This window comes from Salinicoccus luteus DSM 17002, assembly GCF_000712035.1.
GTDB lineage: Bacteria > Bacillota > Bacilli > Staphylococcales > Salinicoccaceae > Salinicoccus > Salinicoccus luteus.
The window spans coordinates 135,978-162,409 of record NZ_JONV01000007.1 but is presented as its reverse complement, the minus strand read 5'-3'; the positions used below and the strand labels follow the sequence as shown (position 1 = coordinate 162,409).

Annotated in this window: 21 protein-coding genes; 18 read left to right on the top strand and 3 right to left on the bottom strand. The window is 51.1% G+C overall.

Features of this window, described 5'->3' with window-relative positions; all coding sequences use genetic code 11:
• Positions 1–4: 4 nt before the first annotated feature.
• Positions 5–1,444 (bottom strand): carbon starvation CstA family protein, encoded by a 1,440-nt coding sequence (locus BO53_RS0103485; protein WP_031545475.1) that lies wholly within the window; start codon positions 1,442–1,444, stop codon positions 5–7.
• Positions 1,445–1,631: 187 nt separating this feature from the next.
• On the opposite strand from BO53_RS0103485, the gene BO53_RS0103480 reads away from it, so the two are divergent.
• From BO53_RS0103480 to BO53_RS0103400, 17 genes are all read left to right on the top strand, one after another.
• Positions 1,632–2,324, top strand: coding sequence for a FadR/GntR family transcriptional regulator (locus BO53_RS0103480; RefSeq protein ID WP_031545474.1), 693 nt, complete (start codon positions 1,632–1,634; stop codon positions 2,322–2,324).
• Positions 2,325–2,459: 135 nt separating this feature from the next.
• Entirely contained in the window at positions 2,460–4,202 is a 1,743-nt protein-coding gene (locus tag BO53_RS0103475; protein WP_031545472.1) for an L-lactate permease, read from the top strand.
• A 48-nt stretch (positions 4,203–4,250) separates the two neighbouring features.
• Complete coding sequence (gene mqo, locus BO53_RS0103470; RefSeq protein WP_031545469.1) at positions 4,251–5,732, top strand: malate dehydrogenase (quinone); 1,482 nt, start codon at positions 4,251–4,253, stop codon at positions 5,730–5,732.
• A 163-nt stretch (positions 5,733–5,895) separates the two neighbouring features.
• Complete coding sequence (locus tag BO53_RS0103465; RefSeq protein WP_031545467.1) at positions 5,896–7,251, top strand: MmgE/PrpD family protein; 1,356 nt, start codon at positions 5,896–5,898, stop codon at positions 7,249–7,251.
• 29 nt (positions 7,252–7,280) lie between these two features.
• Complete coding sequence (locus BO53_RS0103460; protein ID WP_031545465.1) at positions 7,281–7,937, top strand: GntR family transcriptional regulator; 657 nt, start codon at positions 7,281–7,283, stop codon at positions 7,935–7,937.
• A gap of 100 nt (positions 7,938–8,037) precedes the next feature.
• Complete coding sequence (locus tag BO53_RS0103455; protein ID WP_031545464.1) at positions 8,038–8,892, top strand: HpcH/HpaI aldolase/citrate lyase family protein; 855 nt, start codon at positions 8,038–8,040, stop codon at positions 8,890–8,892.
• A gap of 14 nt (positions 8,893–8,906) precedes the next feature.
• A complete protein-coding gene (locus BO53_RS0103450) occupies positions 8,907–10,064 on the top strand; it encodes a CaiB/BaiF CoA transferase family protein (protein ID WP_031545462.1) in 1,158 nt (385 codons plus the stop codon).
• A 10-nt stretch (positions 10,065–10,074) separates the two neighbouring features.
• Complete coding sequence (locus BO53_RS0103445) at positions 10,075–10,599, top strand: MaoC family dehydratase (protein WP_031545460.1); 525 nt, start codon at positions 10,075–10,077, stop codon at positions 10,597–10,599.
• Between the two features lie 12 nt (positions 10,600–10,611).
• Positions 10,612–11,454: a fumarate hydratase gene (locus BO53_RS0103440; RefSeq protein ID WP_031545458.1), complete on the top strand. Its 843-nt coding sequence runs from the start codon at positions 10,612–10,614 to the stop codon at positions 11,452–11,454.
• A gap of 12 nt (positions 11,455–11,466) precedes the next feature.
• A complete protein-coding gene (locus BO53_RS0103435) occupies positions 11,467–12,027 on the top strand; it encodes a Fe-S-containing hydro-lyase (RefSeq protein ID WP_031545456.1) in 561 nt (186 codons plus the stop codon).
• 14 nt (positions 12,028–12,041) lie between these two features.
• Complete coding sequence (locus BO53_RS0103430; protein ID WP_051682991.1) at positions 12,042–13,238, top strand: acyl-CoA dehydrogenase family protein; 1,197 nt, start codon at positions 12,042–12,044, stop codon at positions 13,236–13,238.
• A 25-nt stretch (positions 13,239–13,263) separates the two neighbouring features.
• Complete coding sequence (locus tag BO53_RS0103425) at positions 13,264–14,307, top strand: TAXI family TRAP transporter solute-binding subunit (RefSeq protein WP_031545452.1); 1,044 nt, start codon at positions 13,264–13,266, stop codon at positions 14,305–14,307.
• A 65-nt stretch (positions 14,308–14,372) separates the two neighbouring features.
• Positions 14,373–16,439, top strand: a complete 2,067-nt coding sequence (locus BO53_RS0103420) for a TRAP transporter permease (RefSeq protein WP_084184868.1) — start codon at positions 14,373–14,375, stop codon at positions 16,437–16,439.
• 71 nt (positions 16,440–16,510) lie between these two features.
• Complete coding sequence (locus tag BO53_RS0103415) at positions 16,511–17,941, top strand: SLC13 family permease (protein WP_031545448.1); 1,431 nt, start codon at positions 16,511–16,513, stop codon at positions 17,939–17,941.
• A 27-nt stretch (positions 17,942–17,968) separates the two neighbouring features.
• Positions 17,969–19,027 (top strand): tartrate dehydrogenase, encoded by a 1,059-nt coding sequence (locus BO53_RS0103410; protein WP_031545446.1) that lies wholly within the window; start codon positions 17,969–17,971, stop codon positions 19,025–19,027.
• A 130-nt stretch (positions 19,028–19,157) separates the two neighbouring features.
• Positions 19,158–19,958, top strand: coding sequence for a DUF3100 domain-containing protein (locus BO53_RS0103405; RefSeq protein ID WP_031545444.1), 801 nt, complete (start codon positions 19,158–19,160; stop codon positions 19,956–19,958).
• 4 nt (positions 19,959–19,962) lie between these two features.
• Positions 19,963–20,412, top strand: coding sequence for a hypothetical protein (locus BO53_RS0103400; RefSeq protein WP_031545442.1), 450 nt, complete (start codon positions 19,963–19,965; stop codon positions 20,410–20,412).
• A 62-nt stretch (positions 20,413–20,474) separates the two neighbouring features.
• Here the strand turns inward: BO53_RS0103400 and BO53_RS0103395 are convergent, their stop codons facing one another.
• Both BO53_RS0103395 and BO53_RS0103390 read right to left on the bottom strand, forming a co-directional pair.
• A complete protein-coding gene (locus tag BO53_RS0103395; protein ID WP_031545441.1) occupies positions 20,475–20,903 on the bottom strand; it encodes a pyridoxamine 5'-phosphate oxidase family protein in 429 nt (142 codons plus the stop codon).
• Between the two features lie 53 nt (positions 20,904–20,956).
• Positions 20,957–21,838, bottom strand: a complete 882-nt coding sequence (locus tag BO53_RS0103390) for a LysR family transcriptional regulator (protein ID WP_031545439.1) — start codon at positions 21,836–21,838, stop codon at positions 20,957–20,959.
• A 118-nt stretch (positions 21,839–21,956) separates the two neighbouring features.
• Here BO53_RS0103390 and gltB point away from each other — a divergent pair, with 118 nt between their 5' ends.
• Positions 21,957–26,426, top strand: coding sequence for a glutamate synthase large subunit (gltB, locus tag BO53_RS0103385; RefSeq protein ID WP_031545437.1), 4,470 nt, complete (start codon positions 21,957–21,959; stop codon positions 26,424–26,426).
• Positions 26,427–26,432: the final 6 nt, after the last annotated feature.

The following is a 26,432-nucleotide window of genomic DNA, read 5'->3' as shown; positions in this document are numbered from 1 at the left end:
TTAGTTAACCGATATGCGTGGGTTCAGCAACGTTTCTTGCTTTCTGTCTGTACACAGCCCTGACATACAGAGCAGTTGTTGCGATGACCGGAATCATTCCGAGGACGAGTGAAATCTCATAGGACATGTTCAATGTCTCCGGTGCGTAGAAGAAGTATGTTCCGACTACGCCAGTCATGAATATTGCAGGAATCCCTGCAATGAAGTGCAATTTCTCTTCCTTGATCAGGTAGGCGGCTGCTACCCACAGCATTGTTGCTGAAACCGTTTGGTTCGTGAATCCCAAGTACCTCCATAAGAAGGAATAGTCGATTGTGGCAAGCAGGAACGAAGGAATTGCGACACAGGCCGTCATGATGAACAGTTTTGGCCGGTCTGCAACTTTGACGAACTTCCCTGCTGCCTCGGTCAGGATCATCCTGGATGAACGGAGTGCGGTATCCCCGGTCGTGATCGGCAGCACGATCGCTCCCATAAATGCCAGAAAAGCGCCGGCAGTGCCAAGGTAACCGATTGAGATGGAATCGATGACGCCTGCAGGTCCACCGTTCGCAAGCGCTGCTCCGAGGCCGTTAGTGCCGCCGAAGAATGTCATTCCGGCTGTGGCCCAGATAAGTGCGATGATGCCTTCTGCAATCATGGCGCCGAAGAAGACTTTGCGTCCTTCAGATTCCTTCCTTACCGTACGGGCGATGATCGGACTCTGGGTGGAGTGGAAGCCCGAGATGGCCCCGCATGATATGGTGACCATGAGCAGCGGCCATACAGGAAGCCCTTCAGGGTGTGCCGTGGATAATGTGAGATTCGGTATCTGGACGCCGGATAGGAGGAGCCCGCCGAATACGGCCAGTGCCATGATGATCAGTATGGCACCAAACACGGGGTAAATCTTGCCGATGATCTTATTGATCGGCAGCATTGCTGCAAGCAGGAAATACGCAAAAATAAGTACGAGTGCGACGAAGAATGGAATGGCTCCACCTGTTTTTATAGATATCAGTTCAGCAGGTCCAGCGGTGAAGGCTGCTGTAACCAGAATCATGAGTGCCAAAGAAACAACATAGATGAAAAGCTTTACGCTTTTTCCAAGATATTTCTCAACAAGTGCAGGAAATTGAGAGCCGTTATTGCGTATGCTCAGCATTCCTGAAAAATAATCGTGTACTGCGCCAGCGAAGATACAGCCAACTACAATCCAAATGAGTGCGACAGGTCCATAAAGTGCACCCGCCACTGCGCCGAACACAGGGCCGAGCCCTGCGATGTTAAGTAACTGTACCAGCCAGCCTTTGATCGGGTGCATTGGAATATAATCGACACCATCGCCGCTTTTGTAAGCCGGCGTTTCGTTGCTATCATCGATGACAAAAATCCTCTCAACAATCTTTCCATACACCATATAGCCGAGTATGAGAAGTAGGATTGAAAAAGTGAGTGTCAACATATCGAATGCCTCCCTGCATTTAAAAATTGTATACATCTTATCAATTTTGACGGCATAAATCAACATTTTTTCAGATAATTTCGATTTCATTTTCATTACAAAATATTCATATAATGATAAATTACTGTAATTATTGGTTTTGTGCTATCATATATGGACATTAATAATGTAAAAGAGGTAAATCCAAATGGGTATTTCGAGAAAAAAAGTGCATGAAGAGATTGCAGACCTGATCATGGAAGATATAAAAAAAGGCATATTGAACCCTGGAGACAAGCTGCCGTCAATCAGCAGGCTGGCGGAATCGTATCAAGTATCTTCGGCTTCCATAAGGGAAGCGCTGAATACCCTCAGGGTAATGGATGTCATTGAAGTAAAACACGGCCAGGGGTCATATGTAAAGGAAAGGATGCCGCTCGGCTTCGAACATGAATTCGAAATCATTACGAGAAAGGATATCGAGAACCTTCTCAGTCTCAGAAAAATCATCGAAGTCGGCTGTGTTGAAATGGCCTGCGGCCATGCAGATGAAAAGGACCTGGAGAAGCTTCGTGAGACGCTGGAGAAAATGCAGACGGCGGTCATGAACAATGAACTGGGGGAGCAGGCGGATTATGAGTTCCATATGACGATTGCAGAAGCGACGGGCAACCGTATGCTCGTGGATCTGCTCGAGAGTGTTTCGGAAAAGATGATCGAGACGATGAAGGAAACAAGAAGGATCTGGCTTTATGAAGAGAAGAAATCCATCAGAAGGATTTATGATGAGCACAAGTCCATATACGAAGCGATTGAAAGAAAGGATGCTGAAGCAGCAATCGACGCGATGCTTACGCATCTGAATGGGGTGGAGTCGGTATTGCTGAGTCATCATAAATGAAGTGGGACCGAAAGGTCTCTTTTTTTTGAAAAAAAGTTTGACATTTGGAAACCGTTTTCATAAAATGTGTAGACAAAGGTATAGTCATCTGATGACTAGATGACTATAATCAAACTAGGGATATGGGGGCTGTTTATGCTGGTTCTGTTAAGTCTTTTGCCAATATTGTCGATTTTCTTTTTCCTTGTCGTACTGAGGTGGTCCGCCAAAAAGGGGATGCTCTACAGTTTCATCATCACTGTGCTTATCGCATACTTCGGCTGGCAGATGGGGGCGGTCAGCATTTCAGCTGCTTCACTGAAAGGGGTCATGACGGCACTTGAAGTCGGTGTCATCGTCTTTGGTGCGGTGCTGCTGCTGAATGTATTGAAGGAAAGCGGTGCCGTGGATACCATCCGCTCCTCATTCACGAGCATTTCACCGGACAGAAGGGTGCAGGCGATCATCGTTGCCTGGCTCTTCGGCACATTTCTTGAGGGGGCTGCAGGATGGGGTGCACCGGCAACCATCGTCGGACCGCTTCTGATCGCTCTCGGATTTCCCGCACTTGCAGCGGTGATGATTGCACTGATGCTGCAGTCCACGCCGGTTTCGTATGGCGCGGTGGGGACGCCGATCCTCGTCGGGGTAAATACAAGCCTTGAAAACCAGCCGGTGGTGAACAGTTACATAGGAGGCACTGGACAGGAGATGTCGAACTTCATCTTTGATGTGGGCGGGCAGGTGTCGATATTCCATGCCCTCGTCGGATTGTTCATTCCGCTGCTCATGTCGGTCATGCTGACAAAATTCTTCGGCAGGAACAGAAGTTTCAGGGAAGGTTTCGCCGTCTGGCCGTTTGCGCTCTTTGCAGGTCTGGCCTTCGTCATTCCGTTTACACTGGTGGCCAATTTCCTGGGGCCGGAATTCCCGTCGCTCCTCGGTGGACTGGTCGGTATGGCGATTGTCATTCCTCTGGCGAAGAAAGGGTTCCTCATGCCGAAGCAGACATTCGATTTCGAACCCCGGGAGACATGGCAGAAATCCTGGTTCAGTGACATTTCTGCAGAAGTGAGGCCGACGAAAGAGATTTCAATGATCAGGGCCTGGCTGCCGTATGTCCTCGTTGCCCTGCTGCTTGTCGTCACGCGTGTGGAGGCGCTGGGATTGAAGCCGATTGTTTCAGGCTGGGTGATCTCCTTCGAAAACATATTCGGTACGGGAATCAACCACAGCCTTACCCCATTCATGATTCCAGGTGTAGTATTCATAGTAGTGGCGGTATTTACAGGATGGCTGCATCGGGTCGATGGGAAAGGGATGGCCAATGCGTTCAAAGTATCAGGCAGGACAATCCTCGCCGCAATGGCTGCATTGATTGTCTCCGTGCCCCTCGTACAGGTTTTCATCAATTCAGGCATCAATGATGCCGGGTTCGATTCGATGCCGCTCGTGCTGGCACAAGGTGCCGCAAGCCTGTTCGGCGACAGCTGGCCGCTGATCTCTCCAGCCATTGGGGCGATGGGCGCCTTTGCTGCCGGCAGCAACACGGTCAGCAACATGATGTTCGGCCTCTTCCAGTTCGGGGTAGCCGACGAGATTGGTGCCAACCCGCTCTATATCGTTGCACTCCAGGCAGTCGGCGGTGCAGCAGGAAATATGATCTGTGTGCATAATGTCGTGGCAGCAAGTGCGGCCGCAGGACTCATCGGCAAGGAGGGAACATTGATTTCCCGCCTGCTCATTCCAACGGTGTTCTACATTGTGCTTGCCGGGGCTGTCGGGTATGTATGGGTGAACGGTTTAGGCTTGAATATCGGATTCTTCATTATCATCGCTATATTGGCAACAATATTTACAATGCTTGTACGTTCCCGGAAGCATGCAGAAGCAAATTAAAAAACATTATTGGAATAGATTATTTTAAATGAGAAAGGTGACCATAAAATGGATAACACAGAACCTAAAAAAGTCATTCTGATTGGTGCTGGCATCTTGAGCAGTACTTTTGGTTCATTTTTAAAGAATATCGAGCCGGATTGGAATATTAAACTGTTTGAAAGGTTGGACAAGCCAGCGATAGAAAGTTCAAATGAAAGGAACAATGCCGGAACGGGTCATGCTGCGCTATGTGAGCTGAACTATACAGTGGAACAGGAAGACGGCTCCATAGATATTGAAAAGGCAAAAGAAATAAATGAGCAGTTTGAAGTTTCCAAGCAATTCTGGTCCTTTCTGGTCAAAAATAAAGAGATTCAAAATCCGCAGGAATTCATCCGCCCATTACCCCATATCAGTTTTGTGCAAGGTGCGGATAATGTAAATTTCCTGAGGAAACGGTACGAGGCATTATCCCCATTACCGATGTTTGAAGGCATGGAGTATACAGAGGATCTCAAAGAAATGGAAAAATGGATTCCTCTAATGACAGAAGGACGTACATCAGAAGAGCCTGTAGCTGCGAGTAAAATAGATACAGGAACTGATGTCAATTTCGGTGAACTCACCCGGAAAATGATGAAGAACATCAGTGAACATGATAATGCAGAAGTGCATTACAATCACGAGGTGCTTGATTTCGAAAGAAGAAGAGATGGTAAATGGGGCGTCAAGGTCCGTAATCTTGAAGCGGATAAGGTTGAATACCATGTAGCGGATTATCTCTTCATCGGTGCTGGAGGCAATGCCATACCGATGCTACAGAAGACAAAAATTCCTGAGAGCAGAAATCTTGGCGGTTTCCCGATAAGCGGTGCATTTTTAGTGTGTACGAACCCAGAAATAGTGGAGCAGCACGGTGCCAAAGTTTATGGGAAGGAGCCGCCAAACACGCCTCCGATGACCGTGCCTCATTTGGACAGACGGTATATCCAGGGCGATCAGAGTCTATTGTTCGGTCCTTTCGCGGCCATAGGCCCTAAATTCCTGAAGCATGGTTCCAATCTTGACCTTTTCAGGTCTATTAACCCGAGCAACATATTAACCATGCTGTCGGCCGGCGCCAAGAACGTTCCACTGGTGAAGTATTCCATTCAGCAGGTCATGATGGACAAGGCGGACCGGATGAAGGAGCTGCGGAAATTTGTTCCTGGGGCAAAAGACGAGGATTGGGACTTGATCATAGCGGGAAAACGTGTGCAGGTGATTAAAGATACTGAAGAGTACGGGAAAGGATATATCCAGTTTGGAACAGAGGTCGTTCATTCTGAGGACAACTCCGTCATAGCCCTGCTTGGAGAATCCCCGGGCGCCTCTACGTCTGTATCTGTTGTGCTGGAGGTCTTTGAAAAGAACTTCCCGCAATATCTGGAGAAATGGGAGCCTAAAATAAAAGAAGTCATCCCATCATATGGACACTCTTTAATAGAAGACAGTGCATTGTTGAAAGAAATCCGGAAGGCGACTTCCCAGGACCTTGAGCTGGAATAGAATCTGGAGACACTTATTATGTACATTTATGAAAATTTATCATTTTAATTGAAGACTTTGCTTCGGCAAAGTCTTTTTATATTGGCTAAGTTTTCAGAAAATATTTGATATTGGCTATTGTATCCAATATAATGGGTGTAACTTCAAACAAAGGGGTGTCATGATGAAATTAAGTGAGTCACTCGCATCATATATCCGGTCGGTCTCCTATGAGCAGCTGCCGGATGACGTTGTGGAATTTACGAAGCTTTGCATCCTCGACTATTTCAGTTCTGCCATTGCGGGGTCAGATACGCCGCCAATTGCGAAGGTGGAGGAGATGGTCAGAGAGCTTGGAGGACATGAGCATGCGACGTTGATCACGGGCGGGAAGTCATCTGTAGCGAATGCAGCTCTGCTCAATGGTGCATCGAGCCATATCGTCGAACAGGACGATATCCATAAGGGTTCCATCATCCATGCAGCGACCGTCGTCATCCCGGCTGCACTGGCGATTGCCGAACGGGACGGCCTTTCCGGCAAGGATCTGATCACTGCAGTCGTTGCCGGCTATGAAGTTTGCTTCAGAATCGGTGAGGCGGTAACGCCTTCCCACTACTACTATTGGCATAACACCGCAACATGCGGCACGTTCGGTGCGGCAGCAGCTGTGTCAAAACTGCTCGGCCTGTCTGAAGCACAGATTGTCCATGCACTTGGCAGTGCGGGCACACAGGCGGCCGGTTTATGGGAGTTCATCGAAGATGGTGCGATGTCGAAGCAGCTCCATCCCGGAAAAGCGGCGATGAACGGGGTGATCGCCGGTCTTCTGGCCCAGAAGGATTTCACTGCAGCCACCCGTATATTGGAGGGGAACCGCGGTTTCTTCGAAGCGATGAGTGATACGTACGATGTTTCAAAAGTGACGGAGGGCCTGGGGGAGACGTACAAGATAATGGAGAACTCCTTTAAGGTACATGCCTCCTGCAGGCACACCCATCATGCGATGGACCTCATCTCCGGACTGTCCAGGGATCGGGGGTTCGATGCGGATGACATTGAGAACATCGAGATCGGCACCTATCAGGTTGCCATCAACATTACGGACAATGACAACCCGATGACTGTCTATCAGGGCAAATTCAGCCTCCAGTACTGTACAGCACATGCTTTTGTGATGCAGGAGGGCAGCCTCTACACATTCAATGAGGAGAACTTGTGGAATGAGGAAATAAGGGGATTGATGTCCAAGGTCCAGGTTTATGTCGATTCGGCCAAGGACGGCGCCTATCCGAACCAGTGGGGAGCGCTTGCGAAGGTGACGTTGAAAAATGGGGAGACCATCGAGCTCGATACGGATTATCCGAAAGGGGATCCGGAGCACCCGGTGACGAAGGATGAGCTAGTGGATAAATTCATGCAGCTGAGTCGGAGGGTAGATCAACCTGAGCGTGAACAAATCGCCCAGAAGGTCCTTTCACTTGAGGAAGTTGAAGATTTGGAAATGCTTTTTCCTAAAAACCGGGTAGATATAAAATAATAATCAAGATATGGGAAAAGGTGAGCGTTATGAAACTTGAGATGGCACAAAGGGAAGTACTGCCGAATTCTGTAACGACAATTTTAAGGCAGGCGATTCTGAAAGGGGATCTGGCACCCGGACAGCATCTGGTCCAGGCTGATTTGGCGGAGCAGCTCGGTGTAAGCAGGATGCCTGTAAGGGAAGCGCTGAAGACGCTGGAGATGGAGGGGCTGATAACGCTTGAACCCCACAAGGGGGCGGTCGTCAATGAACTGACCATCGATGACATCGATGAAATATACGAACTTCGTACAATGCTCGAGTCCCTGGCCCTCAGAAAGAGCATCCCGCACCTGACGGATGAAGCGCTTGATGAGATGCAGAAGCTGCATCTGAAGATGATGGATACATTCGAGAAGGAGGAATATGTGGATCTGAACAGAAGGTTCCATACCATCTCCCTCAGCGGATGCAGGAGCAAAAGGGTGCATGGTCTGATGGCAAGGGTATCGCACGGGATTGCGAAGGATACACCATATGTAATTCCCGGCCAGATTGAAAAGTCCAATCGGGAGCATGGCGTCATTCTGGAAGCCATCTCAAACAGGGATGCAGAGAGGGCGGCAGACGAACTTTCCCATCACATCAACCGGACACGCGAGGATCTGATAGAAGTTCTGAAGGCACAAAAGGAAAATAGATAGAAAAATCAATAAATTCCAAAAACTATATTTACAAAGGATTGGATTTATTTTACACTTTAATTGTATCCAATCTACAATATCCAAGACGAGGGGATGTATAATGAATAAAACATGGATTTTCATCCCTGGCGCCAAAGAGAAGTTCCTGGATAAGGCAAAGGAGCTTAAGGCCGATGTACTCATCTTTGATCTTGAGGATAGTGTCGTTCCCAAAGATAAGAAGGAAGCAAGGGGAATGGTGAAGGCGGCCCTTGGACAGCCAGCATCGAAAAATAGAAGATTTGTACGAGTGAATGATGTCCACAGTCCGTTCTTCATCGATGATATCGCAACACTCACTGATGCTGTTCCTGACGGTATCGTCATCCCGAAGGTGGACACCCGGGATGAGATGATGATTGCAGATTTTCTGCTCAGCCATTATGAGAGGGAAAATGATTTGCCATCAGGGTCGATCCGCATTGTGCCATTGATTGAGACCGGGAGGGGCATCATCAACGCCGCTGAGATTGCACAATCCAACGAACGCATTGAAGCACTGGCATTCGGTGCCGAGGATTACATGCTTGATGTCAGCATCCCAAAAGACGAAGGGGACGCGCTGCTCTATGCACGCTCCGTGCTGGTGACGGCATCGAGTGCTGCCGGCATCGCCCCGCCGATAGATTCAGTCTATACGGATTTCAACGATCCGGAGGGCCTGAAAGCCGCTTCGATCAGGAGCAGGGGCACGGGTTTCCAGGGCAGACTGGTCATACATCCCAAGCAGCTGGAAACAATCAATGAAGTATTCGGGCCGACAGCGCGTGAAATCGAGGAAGCGAGGAAAATCGTCGAAGCATATGAAACTTCATTCAATGAAGGCGATGGTGCCCTGCAAGTGAATGGAAAGATGATAGATGCCCCTGTAGCTGAGCGGGCTAAAAAATTACTTGAAAATGAAAGCGTTTACTAAAAAGGAGGAGTTTCATGCTGCCACTGGAAGGTATAACGGTCGTCTCTTTGGAGCAGGCCATTGCCGTCCCTTTCGCAACGAGACAGCTTGCGGATCTTGGGGCAAGAGTAATAAAGGTCGAGAGGCCTGATGTCGGTGATTTCGCCAGAGGATATGATACGACCGTCAATGGAATGTCGAGCCATTTCGTATGGTGCAACCGTTCAAAGGAGTCGATCGCCCTCGACCTCAAATCGGACGAAGGGAAGGAAGCATTGTCGAAGCTGATTGGAAAAGCGGATGTACTGATACAGAACCTGGCGCCCGGTGCACTTGAGCGCATGGGGTTCGTCCCTGAAGAGCTGGTTGAAAAGCATCCTGAACTTGTTGTCTGCAGCCTCTCGGGCTACGGCAAGGGCGGCCCATATGAACAGAAGAAGGCCTATGACCTGCTGGTCCAATGTGAAGCGGGACTCGTATCGGTGACCGGAACGGAAGAGGAGCCATCGAAAGCAGGCATATCCATCGCGGATATCGCAGCAGGCATGTACGCCTATACGGGCGTGCTCACCGCTTTGATGAACCGCATGAAGACGGGCAGGGGGACGGTCATGGAAGTCTCCATGCTGGAGGCGCTCGGTGAATGGATGGGTTATCCTGCATACTACGCCGCCTATGGAAACAAGGAGCCGAAACGCACGGGGGCGAGCCATTCGACCATCTATCCCTATGGACCGTTCGTCTGTGGAGATGGCAAGACCGTGTTCATCGGCCTGCAGAATGAACGCGAGTGGGCACAGTTCTGTGACAGGGTGCTGGATGACCCGGAGCTTAAGAATGATGCACGGTTCAACACCAATTCGCTGCGCTCGGAGAACAGGGCGGCCTTGAAGGCACTGATCGAGGAGCAGTTTTCCAACCTTACATCCGAAACCGTCATTGAACGCGTCGAAAATGCAAAAATCGCCAATGCAAGGCTCAATACAATGAAGGATTTCTTCAATCATCCGCAGCTGAAGGCGAGGGACCGCTGGAAGGATGTGGAGACACCGGAAGGGCGGATCAGTGCACTTGTGCCGCCGGTGACGATGAACGGCTTCGAAGCGGTGATGAAGCCGGTGCCGGGACTTGGTGAGCATACGGACAGCATTTTGGAGGAACTTGGACTGAAGTCTGAAACATTCAATAAATAGGAGGAAATTCATGAGCATTCAACAGGGCTGGACAGGCAGGTACTATGAGGATTTTTCCGAAGGGGACATCTATCCCCACCCACTCGGCAGGACGGTGACAAAGACGGACAACATCTATATGACGCTGTTGACCCAGAACACGAATCCAATCCATTTTGACGACTATTATTCAGAACAGACGGATTTCGGACAGCCGCTTGTCGATTCGACATTCACACTGGCGCTGGTGACCGGCCAGTCGGTCACCGACATTTCGCAAAATGCGATGGCGAACCTCGGATGGGACGATATCAAGCTTCCCAATCCGGTGTTTGAAGGGGACACCATCTACTCCTATTCGGAAGTGACCGGACTCAGGGAATCAAAATCCCGTCCCCATGTCGGCATCGTCAATGTGAAGACTTTCGGCTACAACCAGCGGGGTGAGGTGGTCATTTCATTCAAGCGGACGATGATGGTCTATAAGAGGGAACATGCACCAAAGCAGGGCGACGCACTCCTGCAGAAGGTGCTCGATGCCCAGAAAGGGCAGTGAAGGAGGCAGAGGATGAAAGAGATAGCATACCAGGATATCGTCGATGAAGTGGCCAGGATATGCCAGGAAGCGAACTACGATCTGGGAGAGGATGTCGTCAATGCCTTCAAGGAGTCGGTCAGGACCGAGAAGTCCGAGGCCGGCAAATCGATTCTGAACCAGCTGATAGAAAATGCGGATATCGCCACTTCCAACAGGGTGCCCATGTGCCAGGATACCGGCGTATCGGTCTTCATAGTAAAGCTTGGACAGGACTGCCACATCGCCGGAGGGTCTTTGCAGGAGGCCATCAATGAGGGGGTCAAAAAGGGCTATGATGAAGGATACTTGAGGTATTCCATAGTGGATGACCCCATCAATCGCAGGAATACCGGAGACAACACGCCCGCCGTCATCCATATAGAACTTGTGGAAGGGGACGGCCTGGAAGTCCAGATGTCCGCCAAAGGGGGTGGCGCAGAGAACATGAGTGCAATGAAGATGCTTACCCCGAGTGCCGGAATGGAGGGGGTCAAGAAGTTCATTCTCGACACCGTCCGTGAAGCCGGCCCGAATGCCTGCCCGCCGCTTGTAATCGGCATCGGCATCGGTGGCAACTTCGAAGTATCCCCATACCTTGCCAAGAAATCGCTGTTCCGTCCTGTCGGCGAGAGGCATGAAGACCCTGAAATTGCGGGGTTGGAAGAGGAATTGATGACGGAAGTCAATAAGCTAGGCATCGGCCCGCAGGGCATGGGAGGCAGTACGACGGCGCTCGACATCAAAGTGGAGACGGCACCATGCCATATTGCGGCATTGCCCGTCGCCGTAAACCTGAACTGCCATGCAAGCCGGCATAAGCATTTCGTGATGTAGGGAGGAATAGTCATGAGCATCAGACTGAAGGTCCCCTTCGAAAGAGGGGCGGTCGAGAAACTGAGGAGTGGTGAACAGGTACTGTTGACGGGAACGCTCTATACGGCGCGGGATGCAGCACACAAGCGGATGGTGGAGCAGCTGGAAAAGGGGGGGACACTGCCCGTCGCGCTGGAAGGCCAGGTCATCTACTATGTGGGTCCCACACCGAACAAGCCCGATAGTGTCATCGGTTCGGCCGGCCCGACGACAAGCAGCCGTATGGACGCCTATGCGCCGAGACTGATGGAAGAAGGCCTGAAGGGCATGATCGGCAAAGGCTACAGAAACGAAGAAGTGATCGCTTCAATAAAAAAGCATTCTGCAGTCTATATGGCAGCAATCGGAGGTACAGGGGCACTGCTTGCCCAAAAGATCATCTCCTCCGAGGTGATCGCCTATGAAGACCTCGGGACGGAAGCGATCAGAAAGCTCGAGGTTGAGGACTTTCCATGCATCGTCATAAACGACAGTCATGGAAACGACTGGTACAAGGAGGCACACAAGCAATTTGAAGAATCACCAAACCAATAAAAGGGGATGCAGCAATGAGTGAATTGATTGGTACTGAAACGATTACTTTGAGTGAAGCGGAGAGGGAGGACCTGCGCCTTAAAGTGCGGGCGCTGTGCGACTCATTCGGCAATGAATACTGGAGGCGGCTCGATCCGGACAGGGAATATCCACAGGCATTCGTGGATGCACTGACTGAAGAGGGCTACCTGTCGGTGCTCATTCCTCCGGAGTATGGCGGCAAGGGGTATGGCCTCACCGAGGCGACGATCATCCTTGAAGAGATACACAGGGCGGGAGGGCATGCTGCTGCCTGCCACGCCCAGATGTATACGATGGGGTCATTGCTCAGACATGGCAATAAAGAACAGAAGGAGAAATATCTGCCCGGTATCGCAAGTGGTGAAATACGCATGCAGGCCTTTTCGATCACCGAACCTGAAGCGGGGTCAAATACGACGGCAATCACCACCTTCGCCGAGAAGCAGGCGGACGGGTATGTCATCAATGGACACAAGAACTGGACGAGCCGGATTCTGCAGTCCGACCTCCTGCTCCTCCTGGCCCGTACGACACCGCTTGAGGAAGTGGAGAAGAAGTCACATGGAATGACGCTTTTCCTTGTCGACCTGCGTGAAATCAGGGAAGAACAGCCCGATGCCCTTGAGGTGGAGCCGGTAAGGACGATGTTCAACTATGCAACGAACAAGATCTGGTACAAGGATATGAAGATTCCTGCCGACAGCGTTATCGGTGAGGAGGGGAAAGGCTTCAAGTATGTGCTCGACGGTATGAATGCCGAACGGATTCTGCTTGCTTCAGAGAGCATCGGGGATGGCTACTTCTTCATCGACAGGGCAACCGGCTATGCAAGCGAAAGGGAGGTGTTCAACAAAAAAATCGGAGAGAACCAGGGGGTCCAGTTTCCAATCGCCAGAGCGTATGCCTCGATCAAAGCAGCGGATGCCCTGAGATACAAGGCGGCTGAAAAGTTCGATACGGGTGAGAACTGTGGAGAAGAGGCGAATACGGCCAAGCTGATATCCAGCGAGGCCAGTTGGGAAGCGGCGAATGTCGCGATCAATACTTACGGGGGAAACGGTTTCGTGGATGAGTACGATATAGAACGGAAGTTCAGGGAGACGCGGATGTACCAGGTGGCACCAGTGAACAATAACATGATCCTTTCCTACATTGGACAGCATGTCCTGGGCATGCCGAGGTCTTACTAAACATTAAACAAAGGGGATAACATTTATGAAAAAGTTATGGTTTTTGATGATGCTCATTCTGACAGTTGGCGTAATGGCAGCATGTGGTGGAGACGGTGGAGACAGCGGAGGCGGAGAAGAAGCCGAAGCTGATTTTGAAGAGAATGAATATCCGAGCACGGTGACGATCGGTACAGCTTCGCAGGGCGGCACCTACTATATATGGGGCGGCGGCTTTGCCACGATGCTTGAGGAACACCTTGACATAACTTCGAACGTGGAAGTGACAGGTGGTCCGGTCCACAACATTCAGCTGCTCGATGCGGATGATGTACAGCTCGGTATGGTGACTGAAGGTCCGCTGTATGAAGGCTATACCGGTGAAGGGGAATGGGCGGAAAAGGAATATCAGGATATCCGTGTCATCTTCCCGATGTATGACACACCTTTCAACTGGTTCTCGCTCGAATCCACAGGGGTCACGAGCATAGAGGAGCATGAAGGGGAACGTGTCGGTGTGGGTCCTGCCGGTGGTACACCGGGAACATATAACCCGATCATCTATGAAACGCTGGGCATCGAGACAGGAGAGCAGGTGGCTGCCGGAGCGAGTGACATGGTTTCACAGATGCTGGATGGCCAGCTTGAGCACATCGGCTTCTCAGCAGGGCTTCCAATCTCGGCGGTAGTTGAAGCGGAGACGCAGGCCGACATCAACATTTACGGTATCGAAGGGGAGAACCGTGAAGCGGTCATGGAGGAGCTTTCCTACTTCAAGGAGTTCACAATCCCTGAAGGCACCTATGATTCACAGGAAGGACCGATTGAAACGATTGCCCAGTTCAACTTCGGCGTAGTACAGAAGGAGGCGAACTCCGATTTCGTCTACGATCTTGTGAAAATGTATCACGAAAACATCGACCAGATGATCAATACACACAGCTCTGCCGAAGAAGCTGAGGACCCTGAAGCAATCCTGAACAATACCGACTATCCGATGCACCCGGGTGCCATCCGCTACTATGAAGAAATCGGCGTAGAGCTTCCGGATGAAGTATATCCGGCTGAATGGGAAGAAAGCAGTGAATAAACGATCATAGCTTAACTGTTTCCGCATCCGGATTCTGGATGCGGAAACCTCTAAGGGGGGATAAGATGTCCAGGAAAGATCTGCATGAAGAGAATGAAGAGCGGCATGAGCCGCGGGATAAAAATGACTTGACGGATCTTGAAAAAGATCCGGATATTGAGGAAGACGGCAAACTGGATACGGAAGTGGTGGAGGATGCGCTGGAGGCGTCGCCCAAGACCAGGAATTTCACAGGATGGAAAAGATATACCTTCATGATCATTGCGGTAGTGGGTGCACTGTACCACCTCTATATCCTCAACTTCAATCCGATCGACCCATGGGTATTCAGAAGTACGCATATTCTGTTCGGCACCGTGTTGACACTGATGTTCTATAAAGGATGGAAGACCGAATCCAATCGGATACCGATTCTCGACTGGGTGATGATTGGTGCCGCAATATTTGTCGGATATTATATATTCGCCAACCTTTCGACACTCGTGTTCCGTTTCGGTGTAACGCCGACGACGCTGGATGTGGTCGTCGCAACAGTGGGGATACTGCTTGTGCTGGAAATAACAAGAAGAACAAGCGGATGGACGCTTCCCATTCTGGCGGGTGTATTCATCCTCTATTCCTTCGCGGGTCCATACCTGCCGGGGATACTCAACCATAACGGATATTCATTTGAAAGGTTCGCGACTTACATCTATGGCCTCGATGGTGTATTCGGCGTGACGACGGATGTTTCCTCAAAATACATCATTCTCTTCATCATCTTTGGTGCTTTCCTCCAGATGTCGGGTGTCGGCCAATATTTCATTGATGTGGCCTTCCGCCTTGCGGGCTGGATGAGGGGCGGACCTGCGAAGGTCGCCGTGTTTTCTTCCGGTCTGATGGGAATGATCAATGGTACTTCTGCAGGCAACGTTGTCGCTACGGGATCACTCACGATTCCGCTCATGAAAAAGACGGGGTACAGGGCGCGTTTTGCTGCAGCAACTGAAGCGACTGCGTCTGCCGGCGGGCAGCTGTTGCCGCCGATCATGGGTGCAGGCGCCTTCCTGATGGCGGAGATTACAGGCATTCCGTATTCGGAAGTCATATTGGCTGCGACAATACCAGCCATCCTGTACTTCGTCTCCGTGTACTTCATGGTCGACTTCCAGGCACTTAAGGAAGGGCTGAAGGGCCTCCCGCTGAAAATGCTTCCGGACAAGATGTATCTGCTTAAAAAAGCATACCTCTTCATCCCGATTGTACTTCTTATAGGCCTTCTTACAAGCGGTTACAGTGTGATATTTGCTGGTACAGTGGGCATTGTGGTCTGCTTCCTGCTCAGTCTGGTCAGCAAGGAGACGCGCATGGGTTTCATGAACGTGCTCGAAGCATTTGAGCTTGGGATGAAAAATGCACTGCAGCTGATTGCGATTGTTGCATGTGCCGGAATCATTGTCGGTGTCATTGCATTGACGGGTGTCGGGCAGCGCTTCAGTACGATGCTGCTTACCATTGCCGACAGCAACATGCTGATCGCCCTGGTCTTTGCGATGATACTTTCCATCATCCTTGGAATGGGCATGCCGACGACGGCAGCCTACGCCGTTGCAGCATCTGTGGTGGCACCGGGTCTTGTAAGGATGGGTATGGAACCTATTTTGGCCCATATGTTCGTCTTCTATTACGCGGTCATCTCTGCAATCACTCCACCGGTGGCACTTGCGGCATTTGCAGCTGCCGGCATTACCGGCACCAACCCGATGAAAACTGCTGGTGAAGCCTTCAAAATCGGACTGGCGGCGTTCATCGTACCATTCATGATGTTCTACAGTCCGGAACTGCTGCTCTTGAGCGACAGCACCTTGAGTATTGCACTTGCGACGATTACAGCACTTGTCGGCGTCTACTTCCTGTCCGCAGCCGTCCAGGGGTGGTTCTTCAGGAAACTGTCACCATGGTATGTGCGGGCGGTGCTGCTCGTCATTGCAGTGCTGCTGATGCTCTCCAGCCTGTATACCGACATTATAGCGGTTGGACTGATCATCGTCGCAATGCTGATGCAGAAGTATATAAACAAGGATAAGCCGAAGGCGCGTGAAAAAAAGTCGCAGCCCACCACTAGAAGCGGCAAGCAGATGAACATGACATAGAGGAATCTGAAATGCAGCATAGTATGCTGCATTTCTTTATATCGCAAAATGTCTTATGGAGGATTGATGAGATGGCGGAAAAACATAAGCATACCAATGGGGTAAGATGGGGGCAGGCAGCCGTATTCGCTTCAGCCGTGCTGCTGTTCATAGCGGTGCTCATATTTCTGCCCGATACAGTTTCCTGGCCTGCCAGGAGTACGATCGCCATCATGGTGTTCGGTCTTGTGCTGTGGGCATTTGCGCCCATCCCAATCGAACTGACTTCAATCGTCATCATCGTCCTGCTCATTGTGATGAAGCCGGTCGAGATGGATGTAATCCTGAGCGGCTTCGCATCTCCGGCCGTCTTCCTCATCATCGGCGGCATGATGATGGCAGTGGGAGTGAACCAGACGCTGCTCGTAAAGCGGATGACCTATTTTCTGCTCTCGCTCATGGGAAAGTCGGCCAAGGGCATCTATATCGGCTTCTTCATCCTGATGCAGGTACAGGCCTTCTTCATTCCCGCCACGGCTGTCCGGGCCTCCCTGATGCTTCCGATATTGAGCAATATTATAGAGGAGACCGGCGTGGACGAAAGGTCCAACTTCAATAAGCTGATGTATATCGGTGCCGCTTTCGGAGGAAATGTCAGTGGCGCGGTGGTGCTTACAGCGGCAATAGGGAACATTCTGGCGGTTGAAATACTCAGGCTGTATGAAGGTGTGTCGACATCCTATCTTCAATGGTTCATATATGCTGCACCAATGTGGTTGCTGCTCGTCCTGGCGACGATGTACATTGTATGGAAATGCTATCCGCCGGAGTCATACTCATTCGAGAAGCTGCAGATTGAAATGAAGAGCAAATATGATGCGCTGGGCACTCTGTCGATTGATGAAAAGAAGTGCATCGGGATACTTGTGGTTACCATACTGATCTGGTTCACCGAGTCCTGGCATGGATATCATCCGACATTCGGGGCACTGCTTGCTGTCATATTGATGTCCGTACCGGTGACGGGATTTGCTGCCTGGAAGCGTATGCTCGACATCAACTTCGGCATGGTGCTGCTGATCGGGGCCACGCTCTCTTTGGGGTATTCATTGATAGAGTCCGGAGCCATCGATCTTCTGGAGGTGCTGGTATCTCCGCAGATTGTTCTGGATGTCTTCAGCAATCCCTGGCTTGCCATCCCCATCACCATCATCGTGTCCCAGATCTATCACTTGGGGGTCACCAACGTATCTACGGCGGTCATCACCCTCATGCCTGTCCTGATCAGCCTGTCCGTACAGTCTGGTGTGGACCCGGTAGTCATCGTCTTCGCTTCAGCAATCTCAATGCTGCTCGGATTTCTTCTCATAGTGGAAACCATGCCGAATGTCGTGGTGCACAGTACAGGCAGGGTCAGCCAGAAGGATTTTCTGTGGCCGGGCCTGTGGCTGACGCTTGCGAGCATCGCAATCATGATCGTCATCGCGTATACTTATTGGAGATGGATCGGTTTCTGGCCATAATCCAACATAGACAAACAGGAGGAAATTATGAAAAAGATAAAACTTGCCGTAGTGCCGGGTGACGGCATTGGAACAGAAGTCGTCCCGCACGCCCTGAAGGTTTTGGACACCATTGCAGAACTGCATGGTGGACTTGCGTTTGAATATGAGCATTTCGACTATGGATGTGACTATTACCTGGAGCATGGGGCCATGATGGCTGAAGATGGACTGGAGCGGCTCGGACAGTCGGACAGTGTCTTTCTGGGAGCCGTCGGCGACATTTCAAAAGTGCCGGACCACATCTCCCTCTGGGGACTTCTGCTCAAGATCAGAAGGGAGTTTGAACTTGAAATCAATGTGCGTCCTGCGAAAGTATTTGAAGGCATCCGGTCTCCCTTGCTGAATCCGAAAGACTTCGACCTTGTGGTCGTCCGTGAGAACAGTGAAGGGGAATACAGTTCCGTCGGTGGGCGGATGTACCAGGGCGACAACGAAATCGCCATACAGAACAACGTCTTCTCGAGACGTGCAACAAAGCAGGCGATGGAGCATGCATTCGAATTGGCCAAATCCCGGGGCGGGCATGTGACCAGCGCAACAAAGTCCAATGGCATCTTCCATTCCATGCCATTCTGGGATGAAGTATTCAAGGAGACTGCAGAAAAGCATGGGAATATTGAAACATCCTCCCAGCACATCGATGCACTGGCCGCGACATTCGTCACCCATCCGGAGCGCTATGACGTCATCGTCGCAAGCAACCTCTTCGGCGACGTACTGACCGACATCGGTGCTGCAATCATGGGGAGCATCGGCATCGCACCATCAGCCAATCTCAACCTGAACGGGAAGCATCCTTCAATGTTCGAGCCCGTGCATGGCTCTGCGCCGGATATTGTCGGCAAAGGCATCGCCAACCCGATCGGACAACTCTGGACCGCAAAAATGCTGCTCGACCATCATGGCGAGGAGGAGATGGGTACGCTACTCCTTGATACGATGGAACGTGTGACGGCAGACGGCTTCCTGACGCCGGATGTCGGCGGTGGCAAGAAGACGGAGGAAGTTACGGGAGAGCTGATCAGAAGACTGAAGGAAAAATAATGATGAAAAGGATGGCCGGGAGGTCATCCTTTTCTATCTGTAGGCGAATTGTGGAGACGCAATACCTGTGGTAATATTCAAATTAATGAATGTCGGGTATATGGATACCGGAAGGAAAAGGGGATGTATCATGAACGAAAAAGTGGAGCTGAAAGCAATTCTTAAGGACTGGCGCCTGCATGCCGCCGTACTGGCCATTGTGGTGCTGACGGAACTGATTGGGCAGATTTCGATACCCGTCGGACCGGGCGCCATACTGCTGCTGCCGATGCTGTATGCACTGGTCATCGGATTCGGCCTTTATTTCACGCCTGTCGTTTCAAAGAGGCAGTCGAAGCATGCCGAACCGCTCATCGTCATGGGGGTGGGTGTCCTGATCGCCAAGATCGGTGTGGTCATCGGGCCGCAGATTCAGGAGCTGCTTGCTGTCGGGCCGGCACTCCTCCTGCAGGAACTCGGCAATCTGGGGACCATACTGCTGGCCCTGCCTGTGGCGATATGGCTCGGCATGAAGCGGGAAAGCGTGGGGATGGCCCACTCCATCGGCAGGGAGCCGAATGTGGGGCTGATCATGGACCGGTACGGCTTCAACTCTCCGGAAGGCAGAGGGGTCATGACGATGTATATTTTCGGCACCGTCTTCGGTGCGATCTTCCTCGGCCTCATTGCCGGTCTGCTGGCTACATTGACGCCGATCCATCCGTTATCCTTTGCGCTTGCTTCCGGTGTGGGCAGCGGCAGCATGATGGCTGCTGGAAGCGGGACGCTAATCGCAGCCTATCCCGAACTTGAGTCGCAGATCATTGCACTGGCGGGGGCCAGCAACCTGATTTCACTGGCAACCGGACTCTATGTCAGCATGTTTATCGGATTGCCGCTGGCAAACAAGATCTATGCTGTAATGAATAAAAATGAAGCCGGAGGAGAATAGAGGGATGAAGAAGATAATAGACTGGACATTGATACTTTTGATATTCGCCGGTGTGACACTGCTCGGCAATATGATAGGCTATGACATCTACTCCTGGGCGGCTGTGCCGGGAATCCTTGTTCTTATTGCCATCGCGCTGCTCGGTATGATCATGGAGGAATACATACCCGTCAATATTCCTGCGGTCGGATACATCGCACTGATCGGCATCATCGTTTCCGTTCCCTGGTTTCCCGGGTCGGGCTATGTCGTCCAGTGGACGAGCCAGGTGGAACTTTTGGCCATCACTACACCCATTTTGGCCTATGCCGGCATATCCATCGGCCGGAACTGGACCGATTTCAAGGATATGGGATGGCGGTCCCTTGTCGTAGCGATACTGGTGTTCATCGGCACATTCCTCGGATCGGCCCTGATTGCAGAAGTGGTGCTCAGGATTCAGGGCATCATCTGAAAATACGAAAATTGGCATTCAAAAAGCCTGCCCGTTCAACGGGCAGGCTTTTTATTCGGTTTCTATAGTTCTACAGTAACGGATTCCGCATCGTCATCGTTCATGATCCGTACCGTTTCGATGTCGATCTTTATTGCCTGGAGGTCGTCCTCGCCTTTCAGTTTCTGGTAGAGGTTGCCGAGCTTGGCGAGCATTTCGTCGACATCAGGGGTTACTTCTTCAGGCAGGCTGGCCTTTCCGAGGATTTCGACATAGCTCTCACCCCTGTCTTCCCGCTCTTCATATCCAAGCAGGATGTGGGCGTATGGATTTGCTTCCAGGTCGTCGATCTTATACGTATCTTTTCTTGTGTACGTGTAAAGCGTAAGTTCGTCATTGTAGAAGTACATGTAGCGGTTCATCGGCTTATTGTCACGAATTGTCGCCATCGTACCGATATTATTATTGTCCAGAATTTCTTTCAGTGTATCCTTGAATTCTTCCCTGTCCATGAAATTCCCTCCTATTTGATAACTGTATCCCTTCTACCCAATTCTTCGGTCCCCTAATCGGAGTAGGGGTCGAATAAAGGGCTGAAGGTCTGGCGCAGCTGGCTGTACCATCTCTTCACGAAGGGTTTCTGGTTATCCTTGCGCATGCTGACATACATGGGATGCTTGATGTTCAGATGATTGAGGCTGTGGACGGTGAACTTCGGATAGCTGTAGGTGAGCTGCTTTGCCTCTTCATGAGTGAGTATCGCCACGTGGCCATGCTCGATCAGCAGATGCTGGATGATCGTCATATCCTGATATATTTCGATGCTGCGCCTCTTGAACATCTGACTGATGTCGAATACCGGCTGGAAGGAGATGAGTGGAAATTCCTCCAGTTCATTCAGGGATGCCTGTGTCGGCAGCTGGACCCTGTTGCTTTCACGGAATACATAATGATAGTTCTGCTCGAATAGAAGGGCACTCTGTATGAGAGGATCTTCAGTCCTTTGGGCAGAAATGACGATATCGAGTGTTTCATCCAAAAGCCTGTCTTCAATGGATGATTCATCCAATGTGTGGATATTGAATTCGATCTCTTCATTCTGCCTCAGAAACTGGTTCAGCGACTGCAGCACCTTGGAGGTCATATCTGAACGGGTGAGGTGGATATTTAATGTATATCTTTTTTGGATGGCCTCTGCATTCAGCTTCTCCCTCGATTTTTCCACCGATTCCATGATATTGACAGCATCTTCAAAAAATATTCTTCCTTCATCTGTCAATTTGATGTTCCGTCCGACCCTTTTGAAAAGCTTGATCCCCAAGTCTTCCTCCAGAAGCCCAATCTGTCTTGAAAGTGCCGACTGGGCGACGTTCAGGGACAGGGCAGCTTCCGTCATGTGTTCCTGCCTGGCGGTTTCGATAAAGTATTTCAACTGTTTTATCTCCATATTTTCACCATCAATCTAATTCTGATATTAATATTATATCATTGATATATTGATTGTATAGGTAGGTTTAATGGTAGTATATACTTACTAAAATATTCTGAAAAAGAGGTGACCTGATATGAGTTTGTATCAGCCAATTAAACAAGAAGGTTTATATCATTTCATGAACGAGCATGATGCATGTGGTATTGGATTCTATGCCAACATGGATAATGTGCGCTCCCATGGAATTGTCATCAAATCTCTTGAAATGTTAGAGAGGTTAGATCATCGGGGAGGTGTCGGCGCTGACGGCATCACTGGTGATGGCGCTGGTATCATGACTGAAATTCCGCATGCGCTCCTGGAAGAGGAAGTGGAGGCGCTGCCGGAATTCGGTCAATACTCTGTCGGGATGTACCTGATCGACAGTCAGGCATCTCTTGAAACTTTCAGGGAAATTGTAGAGAAGACGGTGGAAGCGGAGGGGCAGCATGTGATTTCCTTCAGGGAACTTCCGGTCGACGAAGGTGCCCTGGCGGATAACGTCCGTGAAACACTCCCGCAGTTCATGCAGGTGATTACGGACTGCAGTGACGCCCTCGACCTCTACTTCATGAGGAAAATGATCGAGCAGGCGCTTGAAGCGGCTGATGTCGAACATTATGTCGCTTCCTTCTCCAATGAGACGATCGTCTATAAGGGCTGGCTGCGTTCGGATCAGATCAGGCAGTTCTATGTGGACCTCAGTGACCCGCGCTACGTATCGAAGTTCGGTTCCGTCCACTCCCGTTTCAGTACGAATACATTCCCAAGCTGGGCAAGGGCCCATCCAAACCGTCTTCTGATGCATAACGGTGAGATCAACACCATCAAAGGCAACTCGAACTGGATGAAGGCGCGTACGAAGCAGTGGCTGGTGGATACGTTCGGTGAGAGGGGCAGAAGGGTCGAAGCGATCATTGACGAATCGGGCAGTGACTCCGCCATCGTCGATAATGTCATGGAGTTCCTGAGCCTCTCCATGCCGCCTGAACAGGCGGCGATGATCATGATTCCTGAACCATGGAAGTATCAGGACTACGATAATCCGGTCATCAAGGACTTTTATGAATTCTACAGCTATCTCATGGAGCCGTGGGATGGGCCGACGATGATCAGCTTCTGTGACAATCATAAGCTCGGTGCGCTGACAGACCGCAACGGTCTGCGTCCGGGACGATACTATGTAACGAAAAGCAATGAAATCATCTACTCCTCGGAAGTGGGTGTCGTGGACATCGAGGAGTCCGAAATCCTCTATAAAGGGCAGCTCAGTCCGGGCAAGCTGCTGCTTGTCGATTTCGACCAGTCGAAGATCATCGAAAACGATGAGCTGAAGCACGGCATCGCAACATCGAAGCCATACAGTGAATGGATGAACCAGAAGCGCAGCGAAAATGTGGAACCGGCGCCATTCAAACGCAGTTCGTTGGACAAGGATACACTGCACAATGTACTGGTACGCTTCGGATATACGAAGGAAGATATAGAGAAGTACATGAAGCCTTTGACTTCGCAGGTGAAGGATCCGATCGGGGCGATGGGCTTCGACCAGCCGCTCGCCTTCCTGTCGAGCCATTCGAAGCTGCTGTTCGACTATTTCAAACAGCACTTTGCACAGGTCACCAATCCGCCGCTTGATTCCTATCGCGAGAAGATCGTCACGAGTGAGATCACATACCTCGGCAGGGAAGGGCATCTGCTCGACCCTGGAGTCAAGGCGGTCGACCGTGTACAGCTCGAACTGCCTGTCATCGACGGGCGGGTGCTTGCGCGTGAAGATGTGAAGCGGCTCGGGGTTGCTGAAATCGACATCACATATACAGGTGCATTGAAGGATGCATTGTCCCATATCCAGTCACAGGCTGCAGAACTGGCTGAAAAACATGGCGTGCTCGTACTGACGGATGCACGCATCCTTGAGGAGGAGGGGCGATATGCCATTCCTTCGCTCCTTGCGACAAGTGCGGTTCATCAGGCACTGATCGACCACGAACGCCGTACGCTCACAAGCATCGTCGTGAAGACGGCGGAAGTGCGCGAAGTGCATCATGTGGCGACACTGATCGGCTTCGGTGCCAATGCAGTCTATCCGCATATTGCACAGGAGACGCTCGTCTCCGTATCGGAAGGGGATGAGACGGTGGTCGGCGCCTACAACAAGGCATTGACCGAGGGGCTCATCAAAGTCATGGCGAAGATGGGCATCTCTACGGTGCAGAGCTATCACGGTGCCCAGGTATTCGAAGCCGTAGGTATCGGAAAATCTGTCATGGACCAGTACTTTGGCGGTGCCGTATCGAAAATCGGTGGACTCTCCATCGAGGATATCGATTTCAGAAATAAAAAGATGCAGGACAGGAGACTCGAGTATCTGGAGTCCGGAAGCAGGTTCCAGTGGCGCCAGCAGGGAGAGGATCATGTCATCAACCCGAATTCCATCCGTCTGCTTCAGGCGGCCTGCCGGACGAATGACAAGCAGGCATATGAGGAATACAGGCAAAACATGCATGACAGCCATCATTCCAGCATCCGTCATCTGCTGAAGTTCAAGTCCCGCCGGCCGATTCCAATCGACCAGGTGGAACCGAAGGAGGAAATCGTCAAGCGCTTCAAGACGGGCGCAATGAGTTTCGGTTCCCTGTCGCAGGAAGCCCACGAGACGCTTGCCGAAGCGATGAACCAGATCGGTGGACGCAGCAACAGTGGCGAGGGCGGAGAGAATCCGGAACGGTTTGAGTCGAAAGCGGACGGCAGGAACCTGAACAGTGCCATCAAGCAGGTGGCCTCCGGACGATTCGGTGTGAACAGCGAATACCTGAACAGTGCGAAGGAGATCCAGATCAAGGTGGCCCAGGGGGCGAAGCCGGGTGAAGGTGGACAGCTGCCGGGGCAGAAGGTCTATCCTTGGGTGGCTGAAATCAGGAACTCCACACCGGGCGTCGGACTCATCTCACCACCGCCGCACCACGACATCTATTCCATCGAGGACCTGGCACAGCTGATACATGACCTTAAGAATGCCAACAAGGAAGCGGACATTTCCGTAAAGCTGGTTGCCAAAAATGGTGTCGGGACGATTGCTGCGGGTGTTGCGAAAGCCTATGCAGATAAAATTGTCATCAGCGGGTTCGATGGCGGTACTGGCGCCTCTCCGCTGACAAGCATCCAGCACGCCGGTCTGCCTTGGGAACTCGGACTGACGGAAGCGCATCAGACGCTGCAGCTCAATGGCCTGAGGTCCAGAGTGACATTGGAGACGGATGGCAAGCTCATGACGGGCAGGGACGTTGCGATCGCATGTGCACTTGGTGCCGAGGAGTTCGCGTTTGCGACAGCACCGCTTGTCGTACTCGGCTGTGTCATGATGCGTGTGTGCCATAAGGATACGTGTCCGGTCGGCATCGCCACACAGAATGGCGACCTGCGCAAACTATATACCGGAAAGGCGGAACATGTCGTCAACTTCATGCACTTCATTGCTGAAGACATCCGTGAAATACTGGCGGAACTCGGCTTGAAGTCTATGGATGATCTCGTCGGTGCCGTGGAGCACCTGGAAGTGGACAAGGAGAAGACGGCGAACCATCATCTTGGTGAGCTCGACCTTACGCCAATACTGACACCTATCGATGGAGACAGAAGGAAAGTCGACGTGCAGAAGCATCCATTCGAATGGTCTCTTGATGATCTCAACCTTCTTCCTGATTTCAAGGAAAAAGTGGAGGCAGGGGCACCGCATGAAGCGGCCTATCATGTCAAAAACAGACACAGGAACATCGGTACACAACTCGGCAGCCTGATCACGAACGTCCAGGGCATGGAGGCACTCGACCATGACACATACAAGGTCAATACATTCGGTCATGGCGGACAGAGCTATGGCGCCTTCATTCCACAAGGGCTGACGATGCACCATGTGGGCGACTTGAACGACTATGTCGGCAAAGGCATATCCGGTGGGCGTGTCATCGTCCAGGCACCGGTCAAGGAAAGAAGCCGTGACATCATCGTCGGCAATGTCTGCCTGTATGGCGCCATCAAGGGCCAGGTGTTCATCAACGGTGTCGCCGGAGAGCGTTTCGGCGTCAGGAACAGTGGGGCAGAAGTGGTCGTAGAAGGTATTGGAGACCACGGGCTGGAGTATATGACAGGCGGCCGTGTAGTCATCATCGGGGATATTGGGAAGAATTTCGCTGCGGGCATGAGCGGGGGTATTGCCTATATCATAAATGGGAAGTCGGTCATCGAAAATCAGGTCAACATGAACCATGAAATGATCGAAGTCGGCCTGGTGGAGGACCATGAAGAAATGGAGAAGGTGAAGCATCTGCTCTACGGACACCAGTACTTCACGAACAGCCAGAGGGCCCAGGAGGCGATTGGAAAAATCGAATCCGGTGAAATTGAAGTCATCAAGGTCATCCCTGTCGAATACAGGAGGATGCAGCAGAGGATCAGGTATGGCCTCGAGAACAGCTACTCCCTGAAGGATGCAGAACTGAAGGCGTTCAATGGCGAATTGATAGTTGAAGAAAAAGAACTTGAGAAGATGAATATATTCTAGGAAGGA

What these genes read in the sequence shown, in the direction of transcription:
- BO53_RS0103405 (WP_031545444.1), top strand. Translation starts at nt 19,158, where the DNA reads ATGAACGAAAAAGTGGAGCTGAAAGCAATTCTTAAGGACTGGCGCCTG.
- BO53_RS0103430 (WP_051682991.1), top strand. Translation starts at nt 12,042, where the DNA reads ATGAGTGAATTGATTGGTACTGAAACGATTACTTTGAGTGAAGCGGAG.
- BO53_RS0103395 (WP_031545441.1), bottom strand. Translation starts at nt 20,903, where the DNA reads ATGGACAGGGAAGAATTCAAGGATACACTGAAAGAAATTCTGGACAAT.
- BO53_RS0103435 (WP_031545456.1), top strand. Translation starts at nt 11,467, where the DNA reads ATGAGCATCAGACTGAAGGTCCCCTTCGAAAGAGGGGCGGTCGAGAAA.
- BO53_RS0103440 (WP_031545458.1), top strand. Translation starts at nt 10,612, where the DNA reads ATGAAAGAGATAGCATACCAGGATATCGTCGATGAAGTGGCCAGGATA.
- mqo (WP_031545469.1), top strand. Translation starts at nt 4,251, where the DNA reads ATGGATAACACAGAACCTAAAAAAGTCATTCTGATTGGTGCTGGCATC.
- BO53_RS0103415 (WP_031545448.1), top strand. Translation starts at nt 16,511, where the DNA reads ATGGCGGAAAAACATAAGCATACCAATGGGGTAAGATGGGGGCAGGCA.
- BO53_RS0103420 (WP_084184868.1), top strand. Translation starts at nt 14,373, where the DNA reads ATGTCCAGGAAAGATCTGCATGAAGAGAATGAAGAGCGGCATGAGCCG.
- BO53_RS0103445 (WP_031545460.1), top strand. Translation starts at nt 10,075, where the DNA reads ATGAGCATTCAACAGGGCTGGACAGGCAGGTACTATGAGGATTTTTCC.
- BO53_RS0103480 (WP_031545474.1), top strand. Translation starts at nt 1,632, where the DNA reads ATGGGTATTTCGAGAAAAAAAGTGCATGAAGAGATTGCAGACCTGATC.
- BO53_RS0103485 (WP_031545475.1), bottom strand. Translation starts at nt 1,444, where the DNA reads ATGTTGACACTCACTTTTTCAATCCTACTTCTCATACTCGGCTATATG.
- BO53_RS0103450 (WP_031545462.1), top strand. Translation starts at nt 8,907, where the DNA reads ATGCTGCCACTGGAAGGTATAACGGTCGTCTCTTTGGAGCAGGCCATT.
- BO53_RS0103410 (WP_031545446.1), top strand. Translation starts at nt 17,969, where the DNA reads ATGAAAAAGATAAAACTTGCCGTAGTGCCGGGTGACGGCATTGGAACA.
- gltB (WP_031545437.1), top strand. Translation starts at nt 21,957, where the DNA reads ATGAGTTTGTATCAGCCAATTAAACAAGAAGGTTTATATCATTTCATG.
- BO53_RS0103460 (WP_031545465.1), top strand. Translation starts at nt 7,281, where the DNA reads ATGAAACTTGAGATGGCACAAAGGGAAGTACTGCCGAATTCTGTAACG.
- BO53_RS0103400 (WP_031545442.1), top strand. Translation starts at nt 19,963, where the DNA reads ATGAAGAAGATAATAGACTGGACATTGATACTTTTGATATTCGCCGGT.
- BO53_RS0103455 (WP_031545464.1), top strand. Translation starts at nt 8,038, where the DNA reads ATGAATAAAACATGGATTTTCATCCCTGGCGCCAAAGAGAAGTTCCTG.
- BO53_RS0103390 (WP_031545439.1), bottom strand. Translation starts at nt 21,838, where the DNA reads ATGGAGATAAAACAGTTGAAATACTTTATCGAAACCGCCAGGCAGGAA.
- BO53_RS0103475 (WP_031545472.1), top strand. Translation starts at nt 2,460, where the DNA reads ATGCTGGTTCTGTTAAGTCTTTTGCCAATATTGTCGATTTTCTTTTTC.
- BO53_RS0103465 (WP_031545467.1), top strand. Translation starts at nt 5,896, where the DNA reads ATGAAATTAAGTGAGTCACTCGCATCATATATCCGGTCGGTCTCCTAT.
- BO53_RS0103425 (WP_031545452.1), top strand. Translation starts at nt 13,264, where the DNA reads ATGAAAAAGTTATGGTTTTTGATGATGCTCATTCTGACAGTTGGCGTA.